General features: G+C 58.0%; 10 protein-coding genes, 2 tRNA genes and 4 rRNA genes. 15 read left to right on the top strand and 1 reads right to left on the bottom strand.

The window, feature by feature from the left end:
• The first annotated feature begins 169 nt into the window (after nt 1-169).
• The 9 genes from ACQ4MM_RS04940 (at nt 170) to rtcA (ACQ4MM_RS04900) (ending at nt 9,312) form a co-directional block, all read left to right on the top strand.
• A 16S ribosomal RNA gene (locus tag ACQ4MM_RS04940) occupies nt 170-1,701 on the top strand.
• Between the two features lie 65 nt (nt 1,702-1,766).
• Nucleotides 1,767-1,843, top strand: a tRNA-Ile gene (locus ACQ4MM_RS04935).
• A 19-nt stretch (nt 1,844-1,862) separates the two neighbouring features.
• A tRNA-Ala gene (locus tag ACQ4MM_RS04930) sits at nt 1,863-1,938 on the top strand.
• A 176-nt stretch (nt 1,939-2,114) separates the two neighbouring features.
• A 23S ribosomal RNA gene (locus ACQ4MM_RS04925) occupies nt 2,115-4,986 on the top strand.
• 100 nt (nt 4,987-5,086) lie between these two features.
• Nucleotides 5,087-5,199: ribosomal RNA gene (gene rrf / locus ACQ4MM_RS04920) — 5S ribosomal RNA — on the top strand.
• A 46-nt stretch (nt 5,200-5,245) separates the two neighbouring features.
• Nucleotides 5,246-5,358 (top strand): 5S ribosomal RNA (gene rrf, locus ACQ4MM_RS04915).
• The 16S, 23S and 5S rRNA genes sit together here with 2 tRNA genes alongside, the layout of an rRNA operon.
• 68 nt (nt 5,359-5,426) lie before the next feature.
• Complete coding sequence (locus tag ACQ4MM_RS04910) at nt 5,427-6,128, top strand: 4'-phosphopantetheinyl transferase family protein (RefSeq protein WP_431476340.1); 702 nt, start codon at nt 5,427-5,429, stop codon at nt 6,126-6,128.
• Between the two features lie 98 nt (nt 6,129-6,226).
• Nucleotides 6,227-8,233, top strand: a complete 2,007-nt coding sequence (locus ACQ4MM_RS04905; protein ID WP_431476339.1) for an esterase-like activity of phytase family protein — start codon at nt 6,227-6,229, stop codon at nt 8,231-8,233.
• 56 nt (nt 8,234-8,289) lie between these two features.
• The gene (rtcA, locus tag ACQ4MM_RS04900) at nt 8,290-9,312 is read left to right on the top strand and encodes an RNA 3'-terminal phosphate cyclase (protein ID WP_431476338.1); all 1,023 of its coding nucleotides are present in this window, start codon (nt 8,290-8,292) and stop codon (nt 9,310-9,312) included.
• Here rtcA (ACQ4MM_RS04900) and rtcR read toward each other — a convergent pair.
• On the bottom strand, nt 9,309-10,907 hold the full coding sequence (gene rtcR / locus ACQ4MM_RS04895; RefSeq protein WP_431476337.1) for an RNA repair transcriptional activator RtcR: 1,599 nt from the start codon (nt 10,905-10,907) through the stop codon (nt 9,309-9,311). The two genes, rtcA (ACQ4MM_RS04900) and rtcR, sit on opposite strands and share 4 nt — an antisense overlap.
• Before the next feature lie 134 nt (nt 10,908-11,041).
• Between rtcR and ACQ4MM_RS04890 the strand changes: the two genes are divergently transcribed.
• The 6 genes from ACQ4MM_RS04890 to ACQ4MM_RS04865 all read left to right on the top strand — a co-directional run bounded on the left by ACQ4MM_RS04890 (nt 11,042) and on the right by ACQ4MM_RS04865 (nt 15,749).
• The gene (locus tag ACQ4MM_RS04890) at nt 11,042-11,251 is read left to right on the top strand and encodes a hypothetical protein (protein WP_431476336.1); all 210 of its coding nucleotides are present in this window, start codon (nt 11,042-11,044) and stop codon (nt 11,249-11,251) included.
• A gap of 22 nt (nt 11,252-11,273) precedes the next feature.
• Nucleotides 11,274-12,500: an RtcB family protein gene (locus tag ACQ4MM_RS04885; RefSeq protein ID WP_431476443.1), complete on the top strand. Its 1,227-nt coding sequence runs from the start codon at nt 11,274-11,276 to the stop codon at nt 12,498-12,500.
• Between the two features lie 8 nt (nt 12,501-12,508).
• A complete protein-coding gene (gene rtcA / locus ACQ4MM_RS04880; protein WP_431476335.1) occupies nt 12,509-13,528 on the top strand; it encodes an RNA 3'-terminal phosphate cyclase in 1,020 nt (339 codons plus the stop codon).
• Nucleotides 13,521-13,943 (top strand): zinc-ribbon domain containing protein, encoded by a 423-nt coding sequence (locus ACQ4MM_RS04875; RefSeq protein WP_431476334.1) that lies wholly within the window; start codon nt 13,521-13,523, stop codon nt 13,941-13,943. The genes rtcA (ACQ4MM_RS04880) and ACQ4MM_RS04875 overlap by 8 nt, the downstream gene beginning before the upstream one ends.
• Complete coding sequence (locus ACQ4MM_RS04870; protein ID WP_431476333.1) at nt 13,936-14,088, top strand: hypothetical protein; 153 nt, start codon at nt 13,936-13,938, stop codon at nt 14,086-14,088. The genes ACQ4MM_RS04875 and ACQ4MM_RS04870 overlap by 8 nt, the downstream gene beginning before the upstream one ends.
• A 77-nt stretch (nt 14,089-14,165) precedes the next feature.
• A complete protein-coding gene (locus ACQ4MM_RS04865) occupies nt 14,166-15,749 on the top strand; it encodes a DUF2138 family protein (RefSeq protein ID WP_431476332.1) in 1,584 nt (527 codons plus the stop codon).
• The last annotated feature ends 152 nt before the right edge of the window (nt 15,750-15,901 follow it).

The raw sequence follows: 15,901 nt of genomic DNA, 5'->3' as shown, positions 1-15,901 counted from the left end.
ACAGTCGATAAGTGTGGGCGTTTGACGAATATGCCCGAGCCTTTATGGCTCGATGCTCAAAATATTAGTTGTAACGCTCGCACAAAATATATTAAACGTAATCTCGAGAGAGATTCGTCAGTATTTTGAGTGAGTGACCTCCGATAGCAGTATCGGAAAAACAGAGATTAAACTGAAGAGTTTGATCCTGGCTCAGATTGAACGCTGGCGGCATGCTTTACACATGCAAGTCGAACGGCAGCGCGGGCTTCGGCCTGGCGGCGAGTGGCGAACGGGTGAGTAATATATCGGAACGTACCCAAGAGTGGGGGATAACGTAGCGAAAGTTACGCTAATACCGCATACGATCTAAGGATGAAAGCAGGGGATCGCAAGACCTTGTGCTCCTGGAGCGGCCGATATCTGATTAGCTAGTTGGTGGGGTAAAGGCCCACCAAGGCAACGATCAGTAGCTGGTCTGAGAGGACGACCAGCCACACTGGAACTGAGACACGGTCCAGACTCCTACGGGAGGCAGCAGTGGGGAATTTTGGACAATGGGGGCAACCCTGATCCAGCAATGCCGCGTGAGTGAAGAAGGCCTTCGGGTTGTAAAGCTCTTTTGTCAGGGAAGAAAAGGCTGTGGCTAATATCCACAGCTGCTGACGGTACCTGAAGAATAAGCACCGGCTAACTACGTGCCAGCAGCCGCGGTAATACGTAGGGTGCAAGCGTTAATCGGAATTACTGGGCGTAAAGCGTGCGCAGGCGGTTTCGTAAGTCTGTCGTGAAATCCCCGGGCTTAACCTGGGAATGGCGATGGAGACTGCGAGGCTAGAGTTTGGCAGAGGGGGGTAGAATTCCACGTGTAGCAGTGAAATGCGTAGAGATGTGGAGGAACACCGATGGCGAAGGCAGCCCCCTGGGTCAAAACTGACGCTCATGCACGAAAGCGTGGGGAGCAAACAGGATTAGATACCCTGGTAGTCCACGCCCTAAACGATGTCTACTAGTTGTTGGGTCTTAATTGACTTAGTAACGCAGCTAACGCGTGAAGTAGACCGCCTGGGGAGTACGGTCGCAAGATTAAAACTCAAAGGAATTGACGGGGACCCGCACAAGCGGTGGATGATGTGGATTAATTCGATGCAACGCGAAAAACCTTACCTACCCTTGACATGGATGGAATCCCGGAGAGATTTGGGAGTGCTCGAAAGAGAACCATCACACAGGTGCTGCATGGCTGTCGTCAGCTCGTGTCGTGAGATGTTGGGTTAAGTCCCGCAACGAGCGCAACCCTTGTCATTAGTTGCTACGCAAGAGCACTCTAATGAGACTGCCGGTGACAAACCGGAGGAAGGTGGGGATGACGTCAAGTCCTCATGGCCCTTATGGGTAGGGCTTCACACGTCATACAATGGTACATACAGAGGGCCGCCAACCCGCGAGGGGGAGCTAATCCCAGAAAGTGTATCGTAGTCCGGATTGTAGTCTGCAACTCGACTACATGAAGTTGGAATCGCTAGTAATCGCGGATCAGCATGTCGCGGTGAATACGTTCCCGGGTCTTGTACACACCGCCCGTCACACCATGGGAGCGGGTTTTACCAGAAGTAGGTAGCTTAACCGCAAGGGAGGGCGCTTACCACGGTAGGATTCGTGACTGGGGTGAAGTCGTAACAAGGTAGCCGTATCGGAAGGTGCGGCTGGATCACCTCCTTTCTAGAGTCGGCATCAGACTCAAACGTTCACACTTATCGACTGTTGTAATACGAAGAACAGCAAATGGGGCTGTAGCTCAGCTGGTTAGAGCACCGTGTTGATAACGCGGGGGTCGTTGGTTCGAGCCCAACCAGCCCTACCAGTCCCTTGGCAGTACATATGGGGGATTAGCTCAGCTGGGAGAGCACCTGCTTTGCAAGCAGGGGGTCGTCGGTTCGATCCCGTCATCCTCCACCAAGATTTCAAATGTAAGCGCAGACGCTTAGGTTTGAACTCTTATGTTCATCGTTCTTTAACAATCTGGAAGAAGTAAAAGTTTTATTAAGCGATATCGAAAGATATCACTTAGGGTAGTAGTAAAACTCATCAAACACAGTAGTAAGTGCTTGAACTTATAGCCGTCAAGGTTATAGGGACAAGTGAATAAGTGCACATGGTGGATGCCTTGGCGATTACAGGCGATGAAGGACGTAGTAGTCTGCGATAAGCTTCGGGGAGCTGACAAACAAGCATTGATCCGAAGATTTCCGAATGGGGAAACCCGGCCTTTTAGGTCATTGCATACTGAATACATAGGTATGCAAAGCGAACGCGGCGAACTGAAACATCTAAGTAGCTGCAGGAAAAGAAATCAACCGAGATTCCCAAAGTAGTGGCGAGCGAAATGGGAAGAGCCTGTATGTGATAGTCGTTCTGATAGTGGAAGCCTCTGGAAATAGGCGCCATAGCGGGTGATAGCCCCGTACGCGAAATCAGAGCGGTGGTACTAAGCATACGACAAGTAGGGCGGGACACGAGAAATCCTGTCTGAACATGGGGGGACCATCCTCCAAGGCTAAATACTCGTAATCGACCGATAGTGAACCAGTACCGTGAGGGAAAGGCGAAAAGAACCCCGGGAGGGGAGTGAAATAGATCCTGAAACCGTGTGCATACAAACAGTAGGAGCCTCGCAAGGGGTGACTGCGTACCTTTTGTATAATGGGTCAGCGACTTACATTCAGTGGCGAGGTTAACCAATTAGGGGAGCCGTAGAGAAATCGAGTCCGAATAGGGCGCTAGTCGCTGGGTGTAGACCCGAAACCAAGTGATCTATCCATGGCCAGGTTGAAGGTGCGGTAACACGCACTGGAGGACCGAACCCACTAATGTTGAAAAATTAGGGGATGAGCTGTGGATAGGGGTGAAAGGCTAAACAAACTTGGAAATAGCTGGTTCTCTCCGAAAACTATTTAGGTAGTGCCTCAAGTATCACCGACGGGGGTAGAGCACTGTTATGGCTAGGGGGTCATCGCGACTTACCAAACCATTGCAAACTCCGAATACCGTTGAGTGCGAGCTTGGGAGACAGACATCGGGTGCTAACGTCCGGTGTCAAGAGGGAAACAACCCAGACCGCCAGCTAAGGTCCCAAAGATTGGCTAAGTGGAAAACGAAGTGGGAAGGCTAAAACAGTCAGGATGTTGGCTTAGAAGCAGCCATCATTTAAAGAAAGCGTAATAGCTCACTGATCGAGTCGTCCTGCGCGGAAGATGTAACGGGGCTAAGCCAGTCACCGAAGCTGCGGATATCCGCAAGGATATGGTAGGAGAGCGTTCTGTAAGCCTGCGAAGGTGTCTTGTGAAGGATGCTGGAGGTATCAGAAGTGCGAATGCTGACATGAGTAGCGATAATGCGGGTGAAAAGCCCGCACGCCGTAAGCCCAAGGTTTCCTGTTCAACGTTCATCGGAGCAGGGTGAGTCGGCCCCTAAGGCGAGGCAGAGATGCGTAGCTGATGGGAAGCAGGTTAATATTCCTGCACCGTCGTATGATGCGATGGGGGGACGGATCGCGGAAGGTTGTCTGACTGTTGGAATAGTCAGTTTCTGGTTCATAGAAGGTGCTTAGGCAAATCCGGGCACGTAATTCAAGGGACTGGGACGAGTGCACTAGTGCACGAAGCAATCGGAAGTGGTTCCAAGAAAAGCCTCTAAGCTTCAGTCATACGAGACCGTACCGCAAACCGACACAGGTGGGCGAGATGAGTATTCTAAGGCGCTTGAGAGAACTCGGGAGAAGGAACTCGGCAAATTGGTACCGTAACTTCGGGATAAGGTACGCCTCGGTAGTTTGACCACTTTACTGTGGAAGGACGAAAAGGTTGCAATAAACTGGTGGCTGCGACTGTTTAATAAAAACACAGCACTCTGCAAACACGAAAGTGGACGTATAGGGTGTGACGCCTGCCCGGTGCTGGAAGATTAAATGATGGGGTGCAAGCTCTTGATTGAAGTCCCAGTAAACGGCGGCCGTAACTATAACGGTCCTAAGGTAGCGAAATTCCTTGTCGGGTAAGTTCCGACCTGCACGAATGGCGTAACGATGGCCACACTGTCTCCTCCCGAGACTCAGCGAAGTTGAAGTGTTTGTGATGATGCAATCTACCCGCGGCTAGACGGAAAGACCCCATGAACCTTTACTGTAGCTTTGCATTGGACTTTGAACCAATCTGTGTAGGATAGGTGGGAGGCTTTGAAGTAGGGACGCCAGTTCCTATGGAGCCAACCTTGAAATACCACCCTGGTTTGTTTGAGGTTCTAACCTTGGTCCGTAATCCGGATCGGGGACAGTGCATGGTAGGCAGTTTGACTGGGGCGGTCTCCTCCCAAAGTGTAACGGAGGAGTTCGAAGGTACGCTAGGTACGGTCGGACATCGTGCTAATAGTGCAATGGCATAAGCGTGCTTAACTGCGAGACCGACAAGTCGAGCAGGTACGAAAGTAGGACATAGTGATCCGGTGGTTCTGTATGGAAGGGCCATCGCTCAACGGATAAAAGGTACTCTGGGGATAACAGGCTGATTCCTCCCAAGAGTTCATATCGACGGGGGAGTTTGGCACCTCGATGTCGGCTCATCACATCCTGGGGCTGTAGCCGGTCCCAAGGGTATGGCTGTTCGCCATTTAAAGTGGTACGTGAGCTGGGTTTAAAACGTCGTGAGACAGTTTGGTCCCTATCTGCCGTGGGCGTTGGAAATTTGAAGGGGGCTGCTCCTAGTACGAGAGGACCGGAGTGGACGAACCTCTGGTGTACCGGTTGTCACGCCAGTGGCATTGCCGGGTAGCTAAGTTCGGAAGAGATAACCGCTGAAAGCATCTAAGCGGGAAACTTGCCTTAAGATGAGATTTCCCAGAGCCTTGAGCTCTTTGAAGGGTCGTTCGAGACCAGGACGTTGATAGGTCAGGTGTGGAAGTGCAGTAATGCATTAAGCTAACTGATACTAATTGCCCGTACGGCTTGTCCCTATAACCTTGCCGGTTATACAGCACTTGCCTGTGTTTGAGATACCCAACTTTACTTCTTCCAGATTGCGCAGCGCGCCAGGCGCGCTGCACACAAGTCATGCTTGATGACCATAGCAAGTCGGTACCACCCCTTCCCATCCCGAACAGGACCGTGAAACGACTTTGCGCCGATGATAGTGCTGCAACCAGTGTGAAAGTAGGTTATCGTCAAGCTAAATATTCCTGGTGACGCGCCCAGCGCGAACCAAGTACCGGTCAGTCTGATGACCATAGCAAGTCAGTCCCACTCCTTCCCATCCCGAACAGGACCGTGAAATGACTGTGCGCCGATGATAGTGCTGCAACCAGTGTGAAAGTAGGTCATCGTCAGACTAATAATTCGAAAGCCCGACTGCAATTGCAGTCGGGCTTTTTTGCTTGTCTAGTCGTAGGAAGGCAGCATGTTCATTGACGTCGACCTCCCCGCCGCGCCTGATCCGGCACCGCCAGTCCGCATCTTCCTTCAGCATTTCAGCAGCGCATCGTTTGATGACGCGAGCTTCGACCGCCACGATATCCATTGTCCAGAGAACATCCAGCGTAGTGTCGCAAAGCGGCGCGCGGAGTATTTCCATGGCCGTTTGTGCGCACAGCATGCGCTGGCCGCGCTTGGGCATTCCGGGGTGCAGGTGCTGAGCGGCGGCTCACGCGAACCTTTGTGGCCGGCTGGCATCCGCGGCAGCATCTCGCATAGCGACGTCATGGCAGCTGCCGCGGCCGTGCCGGCGTCGCAATGCCGTGGGCTGGGAATCGATATCGCAAGTCCGATCGGACCAAATGCCTGGAACGACGTGGTCGGGATAGCGGTGTCCGAACAGGAATACCAGCTGCTGGCATCGATGCCTGGCGAAATCAAAATGGAGAGTTATCTCGCGCTGGTATTCTCGGCCAAGGAAAGCTACTTTAAGGCGCTGTTCGACGAAGTAAGGTGCTTTTTCGATTTCGATGTGCTGGCGTTCAGTGGCATCGACCTGGAACGCCAGCTCTTGCGACTGACGGTGACGGAGCAGGTCAGCCCGGCGTTGCCCGTCGGAGCGCATTGCCTGATGCCGTATCGCCAGCTCCCTGACGGCGATGTGCTGACCGTGTTCAGCTGGCGTTGAGTTCGCCGGCCGGACTGGTCAGGCAAGCGTAGGCGGCTTGTCATAAGCTTGTCACTTCGGCTGTTTATGCTGGGCCTTTTTTGCCACCTGAGGCCCACATGAAAACCCTGTCGCTCCTTCCTCTCGCACTTGCCCTTGCCGCTTGCGGCGGTGGCGGCAGCAATGAACCGGCCAAGCCGGCGGTCAACGGCACCTTTGTCGACGGCGCGGTGGAAGGTGCGGATTATGTGGCCGGCACGTCCGCCAAGGCAGTTACCGGCGCCAAGGGCGAGTTCACCTGCAAGGAAGGCGACAACGTCAGCTTCAGCGTGGGCGGCATTGCCTTGGGCAGCGCCGCTTGCGCATCGATCATCACGCCGCTGCAACTGGCTGGCGTGAGCGACGTCAAGGACGCCAAAGTGGTGAATCGCCTGCTGGCACTGCAACTGCTGGATGAAGACAGTGATCCTTCCAACGGCATCAAGATCACTGCCGAAGTGAAGGCAGCGCTGGCGGGCAAGACCGCCGATTTCGGTGCCGCCGCTGCGGATTTCAACAAGGCCATGGCTGCCAACCTGGTTGCCGCCGGCACTGCCTATGCTGCCCGTGGCGTGGATGACGACCGCCGCCAACTGGTGCGCGAACACTTTGAAGATACCCTGGCCTCCAAGGTTGGCACGCCGCTGCAGGAGACCTTCACCCAGGCTGCCGCCACGGTGACTGTGACGCGCTACCAGGTGCAGGCTGCGAACAGCTTCTATATTCCATACGAAGGCGGCAACGCCAAGGTAAAGGCTGATTTCCCGTTGGGCTTCCTGCCGTCCTATGGTTCGGCGTTGGCATTCAAGGGAACGAATGCCAGCGGCGACCTGGAATTCTATGGCCTGACTGACCGCGGCCCGAACGGCGATGGCCCCAACGTGCCGAATCCGGGCGGCAGCGGCACCATGAGCGCCAAGATCTTCCCCTCGCCAAGCTTCACGCCGTCGATCGGTGTGATCACGGTCGGCAAGGCCGGTGCTGTGCTGAACTCGACGTTGCCGATCAAGGTTTCCACGTCCACCAACAGCTCCGGACTGGCGATTCCCGCTGGTTCGCTCGGCAATTCCGCCGAAGTACCGGTCTTCGACGCAATGAAATACGACGTTGCGAGCAAGGCGGCATACAGCGCGAATGGCCTGGATACCGAAGCAATTGCATTCGACAAGAAACGCAATGCCTTGTGGGTGTCCGACGAATACGGTCCCTTCATCGTGAAGATCGATGCCGCGAGCGGTGTGATCCAGTCCCGCTACGCGCCGGGCAGCGGCCTGCCCGCCATCTTCTCCAAGCGCCGCGCCAATCGCGGCATGGAAGGCATGGCACTCGATACCGCAAGCGACAAACTGCATGGTTTCCTGCAAAGCCCGCTGACCGACGGCAGTGCGCTGTATTCGGTGACCGGCAAGAGCGAGCAGGTGGAACGCTTCGCTCGCTTCACCCGCTGGATCGAGTTTGATCCGGTCACCGGTACCACTGGCCGCATGTTCGCCTACCCATTGAATGGCGCCGATTACGCGGACGGCCGCACCGGCAACGCCAAGCTGGGGGACATGGTCGCGCTGGGCAACGGCAAGTTCATCGTGATCGAGCAAGGCGCAGCACCAGGCGGCAAGGTATTCAACAAATTGATGCTGGTGGAAATCGGCAGCGCGACCGACATCAATGCCACCGCATTCAATCCGGCCACCTCCGATCTGGAAAAGAGCTCGATGGGTGCGGCACTGGTGAATGGCGCGGACTGGTCCAAGGTGGTGACGCTGAAGAAAACCCTGCTGCTGGATTTGAACGCCATCGGCTGGTTGGCAGAAAAAGCGGAAGGCCTGACAATCGTTGACGGCAATACGCTGGCACTGGCCAATGACAATGACTTCGGCCTGAAGACCAAGATCTTCACACCTTCCGGTGAAGCGGTGGCCGATGCCGACGTCACCAAGTGCAATGTCGATGCAAGCGGCACCATCATCACCAGCAACGCTGCCGGCTGCAACGCGGCGAATACCATCCGCGTAGCGCGTGGCGACGACCGCGAACGTCCAAGCCGCCTGTGGCTGATCAAGTTCTCGAAGGCACTGAACACCTACTGATGTTCGTGCGCCACCTCCCCGATGCCGGCAGCATAATGCCGGCAGGGAGGTGCGCGATGATTGAACTGGACGGTTCGACGGGCGAAGGTGGCGGGCAGATCCTGCGCACGTCGCTGACGTTGTCGATGATCACCGGCCAGGCTTTCCGTATCCGGAATATCCGTGCCAACCGTCAGCCGCCCGGCTTGCGGCGCCAGCATCTGTCGGCGGTCCGCGCTGCGGCGATTGCCTGCAGCGCCAGCGTCACCCACGCCGAAATCGGCTCGACTTCGTTGGAGTTCGCTCCAGGCGGCGTGAGCGGCGGCGTGTACGACTTCGACATTGGTACTGCCGGCAGCACCACGCTGGTACTGCAAACGCTTATCCCAGCCTTGCTGTTTGCTGAGCAGCCCACCGTCGTGACGGTGACTGGCGGCACACATAATTCCAAGGCACCTCCAGCAGAGTTCTTGCAGCTGGCCTATTGCCGCCTGCTCGCGGCCATGGGGGCCAATATCGAGATTGACATCGAACGTTACGGCTTCTACCCGGCCGGCGGCGGCAGCGTCTCGGCCAATGTGTGGCCATGCAAACAGCTGCGCCGCCTGGATTTGCTTGATCGGGGCGGTTTACAGCAGGCCAGCGCGCAAGCGATTGCGGCGCGCTTGCCGGCGCAGGTGGCGCAGCGCCAGTATGCGACCGTGCGGAACTTGCTGGGATGGGAGGGCGAACAACTGCGCGAGGTGCTCTCGCCGGCGTCGGCCAGCCCGGGCAACGCAATCTTGTTGACCGTCGAAAGCGAAAGGGCGACGGAGGTATTCTCCGCCATCGGCGACCGTGGCGTGCGCGCGGAGGCAGTCGCGCGCGAGGCGGCATTGGAAGCGCGCCGCTACCTGTCTTCCGGCGCGGCGGTGGGCGCGTACCTGGGTGACCAGTTGATGCTGCCGATGGCGCTGGCAGGCGGTGGCTCATACACGCTGGATCATGTATCACAACACGCGATCACCAATGCGGAAGTGATTACCCATTTCCTGCCGGTGACAATCGGTTTCGAGCAGGGCGAGCGTTTCAACACCTGCCACGTGCGCGCCAAGATTTAGCTGATTTGCTCCCACTCCAGGCCAAAGCGGGCCAGGTATTTCTTCAGGCGGTCGGCGTCGTTCGGCTTTGCCTTGCCAAGGCGCGAAGCAGCGAACAGCTTGCGGCCGGCGTCCGACATGGTTTTCGACTGGCGGCAGATAGCGATCACGGATTCCAGTTGCATGCGGTCGAACAGGTCGATCTGCTTGAGCGCTTCGTCATCGAACAATCCGTCGAGTGACGCCGTGGCCTTCACGCCTTCCGCCAGCGGCCGCCATTGGCGTTGCAGGCGTCCTACCTCCGCCGCGACGATGGGCGCCGTGATGCGACCGGCATCGGCCAGGGTTGCCATGCGGGTGACGGAAGCCGACAGGTCGCGGAAGTTGCCGTTCCATAGCGCGTCGGGCGACGCCGCAAAGCGCATGTACTGCTGGCGTGCTTCGGAATTGAAACGCACCATGGCGCCGTTTTCGGCGCCGAACTGGGCCAGCAGGTAGTCCAGGTTCGGCTCGATGTCTTCCGGCCTGTCGCCCAAGCCCGGCAGCGAATAAGTCCACAGGTTGATCCGGGCGAACAGGTCTTCGCGGAAGCGGCCCGCCGCGACTTCGCGTGCCAGGTCGCGGTTGGTGCCGGCGATCAGCTGGAAATCGCTGCGCACCTCATGGTCGCCGCCCATCGGCAGGAAACGCTTCTCTTCGACCGCCTTGAGCAGCATGGCTTGCTCGTCCAGTCCCAGTTCGCCAATTTCGTCGAGGAACAGCAAGCCTTTGTGTGCGGTACGCAGCAAGCCGGGGCGGTCCGATGCCGCGCCGGTGAAGGCGCCTTTGACGTGGCCGAACAGGGTCGAGCCGGCACCGTCGCCATGCAGGGTGGCGCAGTTGATTTCAACGAAAGCGCCGTCGACCAGGTGGCGCGCCTTCTTCAATTCGTACACGCGCCGCGCCAGGAAGGACTTGCCCGCACCGGTAGGTCCCATCAGCAGCATGGGGGCGCGCGAACGCGCGGCCACGTGTTCGATCTCGTCGATCAGCAGGTTGAAGTGCAGGTTGCGGGTGGCGATGCCGGACTTCAGGAATTCCACACCTTCGCGTTGGGCATTGGAGAAGCGCTGCGCGATCTGGTCGTAGCGCGACAGGTCCAGGTCGATCAAAACGTAATCGCCGGTTTTACCGGATGCCGCGCGGCGCGGCGGGGATGTCTGCAGCAGGCGGCCGGGGAAATAGCGCGCTTCCGTCATCAGGAACAGGCAAATCTGCGCGACGTGGGTGCCGGTGGTGATGTGGATCCAGTATTCCTCGTTCTCGGTATCGAAATGGTAATTGCGCGCGAAATCGAAAAGCTGGCTGTAGACGTCCTCGAAATCCCACCAGTCGCTGATCGGCAGCGTGTGGCGCTGTACGACGGTCTCCGGCGATATGGCGTGCATATCTTCGGCAACCTGCCGTGCCAGGCTGTCGTGATGGGCGCTGGCCAAGAGCTCGAAACGGTCGACGACCAGGTCTTCATGCTGCAGCAGGGAGATGCTGGGGCGCCATTTTTCCCACCGCGCGGGGGTACGCGGCCCGCCGTCCAGCTGCGTGCCGAGGAATCCGAGGATGACGATCTTCTTTTTCATTTTGGATAAATATTTATCTTTATAGATAATTTACCACAATCATTGATTTCCATGAATCTATATTTATCAAGGACTTAGCAGGCTGGCACGCCCCTTGCAATAGATGAGATACGTACAGACGAAAGGAGATCAAAATGGCGGAACCACAAATCAAGGCTTGGACCATCAGCGCCGGCGCAGTCGGCAGGAAACCCGTAAAACGCAGCTACGGCGGCGTGAACGCGGCGATGAGTATTTCCACCAGCCGCCGCCACACTACCGTCAGCTGGCATGCCGAGTCGCTCCCCGGCAAAGGCCGCACGGTGTGGAGTGGCGTGGTCTCCACCCTTGTCGGCGCAGATTAATCGTTAGAAGATGAGAACTATGATGAAAGATAAAGAATTCGAAGTAATGGAAGTGTCGGGTGGTAGCCCGGTGAAGATGTGGACCAAGGGTGTGCCGGTTGAATCGGAAGCGCGCCAGCAGTTGTCCAATACCGCCAAGATGCCCTTCATTTACAAGCATATTGCGGTGATGCCGGACGTCCACCTGGGTAAAGGTTCGACTATCGGTAGCGTGATCCCGACCCTGGGTGCAATCATCCCGGCGGCAGTCGGCGTGGATATCGGCTGCGGGATGATGGCGGCCAAGACCACCCTGAATGCGCGTGACCTGCCGGATAACCTGGGCCCACTGCGTAGCGCGATCGAAAAAGCGATCCCGCACGGCTTGACGCCGAAATTCCGTGGCCGCGACCGCGGGTCGTGGGAAAACCCGCCTTCGGCCGTGGACGTGGCATGGGGACAGTTGAAGGACGAATTCGACGTGATCTGCCAGAAAACGCCGAAGCTGAAGAACACCAACAACTATCGCCACCTGGGTACCCTGGGTTCCGGTAACCACTTCGTCGAAGTGTGCCTGGATGAAGAAGGTTCGGTGTGGTTCATGCTGCACTCTGGTTCGCGCGGCGTGGGGAATGCAATCGGCTCCCACTTCATCGAACTGGCGCAGCAGGATATGCGGATCCATATCGCCAACCTGCCGGACAAGGACCTGGCCTACCTGGAAGAAGGTACCCAGCACTATGACGATTACGTGGAAGCGGTGGGCTGGGCGCAGAAGTTTGCCCGCATGAACCGTGAGGTGATGATGCAAAACCTGATCGCCTCCGTGCGCACCGTCATCACCAAGCCGTTCCAGACGCACGTGGAAGCAGTGAACTGCCACCACAACTATGTGCAGAAAGAGCGCCACTTCGGTAAGGACGTGCTGGTGACCCGTAAAGGCGCGGTGTCGGCACGTGAAGGCGAGCTGGGGATCATTCCGGGGTCGATGGGGGCGAAGAGCTTCATCGTGCGCGGTAAAGGCAACCCGGAGAGCTTCAACAGCTGCAGCCACGGTGCCGGCCGTACCATGAGCCGTAACGAGGCGAAGCGCCGCTTCTCTCTGGAAGACCAGGTGAAGGCAACCGAAGGCGTCGAGTGCCGCAAGGACGAAGGCGTGATCGACGAAATCCCGATGGCCTACAAGGACATCGAGGCTGTCATGAAGGCGCAGGAAGAGTTGGTTGAAGTTGTGCATACCCTGAAGCAGGTGGTATGCGTTAAAGGATAAGAAAAAGAATGATTGAAATAGATGGATCCCAAGGGGAGGGCGGCGGCCAGGTGCTGCGCACGGCGCTGACGCTCTCGATGATTACTGGCCAGCCGTTCCGTATTTCGGATATCCGGGCCAAGCGCTCGAAGCCGGGCTTGATGCGTCAGCACCTTGCCTCGGTCAAGGCGGCGGCGGAAATCTCCGGCGCGAAGGTTGAAGGTGACGCGCTGGGCTCCACCAGCCTGACGTTCGTACCGGGTGCGATCAAGGCTGGTGTGTATGAATTCCAGATCGGTACGGCCGGCAGTTCGACGCTGGTGCTGCAGACCGTGGTGCCGGCACTGCTGTACGCCCCCGGCGAGTCCGTGGTGCGCGTCAGCGGCGGCACCCATAACTCCAAGGCGCCGCCGGCGGAATTCCTGCAGCGCGCCTACGGCCGCGCCATGGCCGACATGGGTGCCCAAGTTGAATTCGTCCTGGAGCGCACGGGATTTTATCCGGCGGGCGGCGGTGCGGTGCGGGCCACCGTGAAGCCGTTGGCGGCATGGCGCCAGCTGACGCTGGAAGCACGCGGCGAACGGCGCGAGGCGTATGCAGAGAGTCTGGTCGCTGCCGTGCCGGGAGGCGTTGCGAAGCGCGAGCTGGATTGTGTAGCGAGCGCAATGGGTTGGTCCGGCGACCAGCTGCGTTTCAAGACGTTGCCGGACAACTGGGGCCCAGGCAACGCGCTGCTGATCACGCTGGATCACGAACATGTGACGGAAGTCTTCGTCGCTTTCGGTGAAAAAGCGCGGCGTGCAGAGGAAGTGGCGCGCGATGCCGTGGCGCAGGCCCGCCGCTTTATCGCATCGGGTGCTGCGGTCAGCGAACATCTGGCCGACCAGTTGCTGGTCCCGATGGCGCTGGCTGGCGGCGGCAGCTTCACCATGGACGTGCTGTCGCAGCATACCCGCACCAACGCAGAAGTCATCGCGCGCTTCCTGCCGGTGTCGATCACTTTCGAGCAGCGTGATGCGTGCAGCTATTGCGAGGTAAAACGTGGATAAGCTGGTGCCGCACCCGCGATTTCGCGGTGAGCTGCCGCGTCCGCAACTCAAGTTCACGGAGCAGGAAGTACGTGGATCGTACTGGCGTTACGGTGGCGCGCATATTTTCCCTGAGACTGCCATTCGTGCCGACGTCAGCGCGCAGTTCTACACAATTTATCCGCGTGGATATGACGTGGACATGCTGAAGACCTGCCGCGATTGCTCCCGTGCGTTCATCTTCTATGCGCGTGAGCAGCGCTACTGGTACGAGACGCTTGGCCTCTACATCGACGCCGACTGTAAGCGTTGCGTTGAGTGCCAGCGCAAGCGGCGTAGCTTGAAGCGCCTTATGGCGCACCATATGGTGCGCTATCAGGAGCTGCAGGCGCGCTGCAAGCTGTCGCGCAAAGGAGATGATGCATTTGGTGGATGACACCATTTTCATGTTCCAGCAAGGGAAGCTGAAAAAGCTGTACCGCTTGGAAAAGGTTGTAAGTGCTGCGCTGAAGCAGGTTCCTGAATATGCTGGCACCAAGGGCGCTCCAGCAATTACTGCAATCCGCCCGCACGATTGGTGAAATTAGCTAGCCATTTTTGGTTACTCCGTGGCAAAATTCGGCGTCGTTGTATTTAATATAACTTTGCTGGACCCGCCATGAACAAAAAGACTCTGGCCAAAATCGCCGCGGCAGTTGTTGTCGTTGCCGGCGGCGTTTTCGCCTACCGGGCCTTTGGCTGGGGCGCCATGAATGGCCCCGTCAATAGCCTGAAGATCGACCTGTCCAAACCGGACGCCCTGGTCGTCACCAAAAGCCTTTCCAGCCTGCCGCGTGATTTGCTGACCGTGCCGTTGGCGCGCGACGTGCTGCGCGAGGACTTCCTGTTCTATTACGAGCAGACCGAAGACCGCCTTGGGCTGAAGGGCAGCCTGCGCCGCATCGCCTACGAACATGAACTGGGCTGGGGCGACCAGTTGATCCGCATGGTGCTGGACGAGCCGGCGGAAGTCGCCATGTGGCGCGATGCCGATGGCTCCCTCAAACATTACGTGATCTCCGTTTCGCGCGGAAAACTGGCGCGCGTGCTGGAAGAAGCGGGCAAAGTGGCGCTGAAGGATACGCAGCTCACCATCGCGGGCGAACTGCGCGTCGATGGCGACAAGGTGCCGGTGTATGCATTGAACTACGCGTACCAGCGCAACCTGCTGTTCGCGGCACACGGCGACCGCATGGTGATCCTGTCCCACCCTGGCATGCTGTATGGCGCCGATCGCAAGGACAGCGACGATACGGCGCAAGCCACGGTCAGCAAGCTGCTGGCGAAAGACACTGCACAGCAAAAAATCTTCCACGACCAGTTCCACTTCGAGAAAGCGGCGCAGGACGGGCACAGTATCGCCATCAAGGCCGATTTCCTGTCCTTCGGCTATCAGCCGTTCTTCGGCGGCCTGGAAGCGCTGCGCTTCGATTTCAGCAAGGGCGCCTGGCGCTCGCAGGTGCTGCTCGATGCGGCCAAACTGCCGAAAGATGGCTATGACAGCAGCGCGCTGTGGAGCGCGCTGCCCTACAACCCAAGCAGCTGCTTCACGTTGCCAGTCGACTGGACCAGCCTGCAGCCGGTGCTGAAAAGCATAGGCGGCAAGACCAGCCAGCCGGTGCTGCCATTGGCGACCGAATTGAGTGGTCCCGCGGCCGCCTGCTGGTACGGCAACTCCCGCCTGCACACGCCGGTGTTTGTCGCCAATCGTGCCGGCGGCAATGAGGCGCTGTTCGAAAGCCTGTTCCAGGCCGCGATCCGCGATGGCAAGGGCGTCCAGAAAAAACAAGGCAAGAAGGGCGAACTGCGCTGGAGCGGTGCGGTTTCCACTGCGCAGGGAGACACCACGCCGACGCTGGCCATCAGCGGCAATACCGTGGTGTTCTCGGCGGACGGCAAGCTGGTCGACCAGGTGCTGGCCGTGAAGCGCAAGGAAATGCCAGCCGCTTCGGATTTGCTGCCGGATGCCAAGCACACCGTTGGCCTGATCGCGCCGGCGTCGCTGGCCAAGCTGATCGAACAAGAGAGCTTCAACACCTTGCCGAGCCAGCGCGAGCCGGTGCTCCGCGGAGCGGTCGACGTTCACCTGGTGCCGCGTCTGCAGGCGCTGAAAAAATACCCGCCTTACCGCATGGTGCTGAAGTCCGTACCGGCCAAGGGTGTGTCCTGGCAACCACTGGAATGGCAGGCAGCAGGAAAATGAAGCGCCGCAGTACGCTGCACCTGCTGGCCGGGTGCGCTGCCGCAATAGCGGCGCCGCAGGTGCTGGCGCTGACCAGTGCCAAGGATGCGCAGGTACGCCTGTCGCAGACACAGTCGCGCGCCTTCCAGGCGTGGATGCTGCGCATTATCAGC

The organism is Massilia eburnea, assembly GCF_050709955.1.
GTDB classification, from domain to species: domain Bacteria; phylum Pseudomonadota; class Gammaproteobacteria; order Burkholderiales; family Burkholderiaceae_D; genus Rugamonas; species Rugamonas eburnea_A.
The sequence above is the reverse complement of the archived record's forward strand: the minus strand, read 5'-3'. Positions and strand labels throughout refer to the sequence as shown.

What these genes read in the sequence shown, in the direction of transcription:
- rtcA (WP_431476338.1), top strand. Translation starts at nt 8,290, where the DNA reads ATGATTGAACTGGACGGTTCGACGGGCGAAGGTGGCGGGCAGATCCTG.
- ACQ4MM_RS04905 (WP_431476339.1), top strand. Translation starts at nt 6,227, where the DNA reads ATGAAAACCCTGTCGCTCCTTCCTCTCGCACTTGCCCTTGCCGCTTGC.
- ACQ4MM_RS04910 (WP_431476340.1), top strand. Translation starts at nt 5,427, where the DNA reads ATGTTCATTGACGTCGACCTCCCCGCCGCGCCTGATCCGGCACCGCCA.
- rtcA (WP_431476335.1), top strand. Translation starts at nt 12,509, where the DNA reads ATGATTGAAATAGATGGATCCCAAGGGGAGGGCGGCGGCCAGGTGCTG.
- ACQ4MM_RS04885 (WP_431476443.1), top strand. Translation starts at nt 11,274, where the DNA reads ATGAAAGATAAAGAATTCGAAGTAATGGAAGTGTCGGGTGGTAGCCCG.
- ACQ4MM_RS04890 (WP_431476336.1), top strand. Translation starts at nt 11,042, where the DNA reads ATGGCGGAACCACAAATCAAGGCTTGGACCATCAGCGCCGGCGCAGTC.
- rtcR (WP_431476337.1), bottom strand. Translation starts at nt 10,907, where the DNA reads ATGAAAAAGAAGATCGTCATCCTCGGATTCCTCGGCACGCAGCTGGAC.
- ACQ4MM_RS04865 (WP_431476332.1), top strand. Translation starts at nt 14,166, where the DNA reads ATGAACAAAAAGACTCTGGCCAAAATCGCCGCGGCAGTTGTTGTCGTT.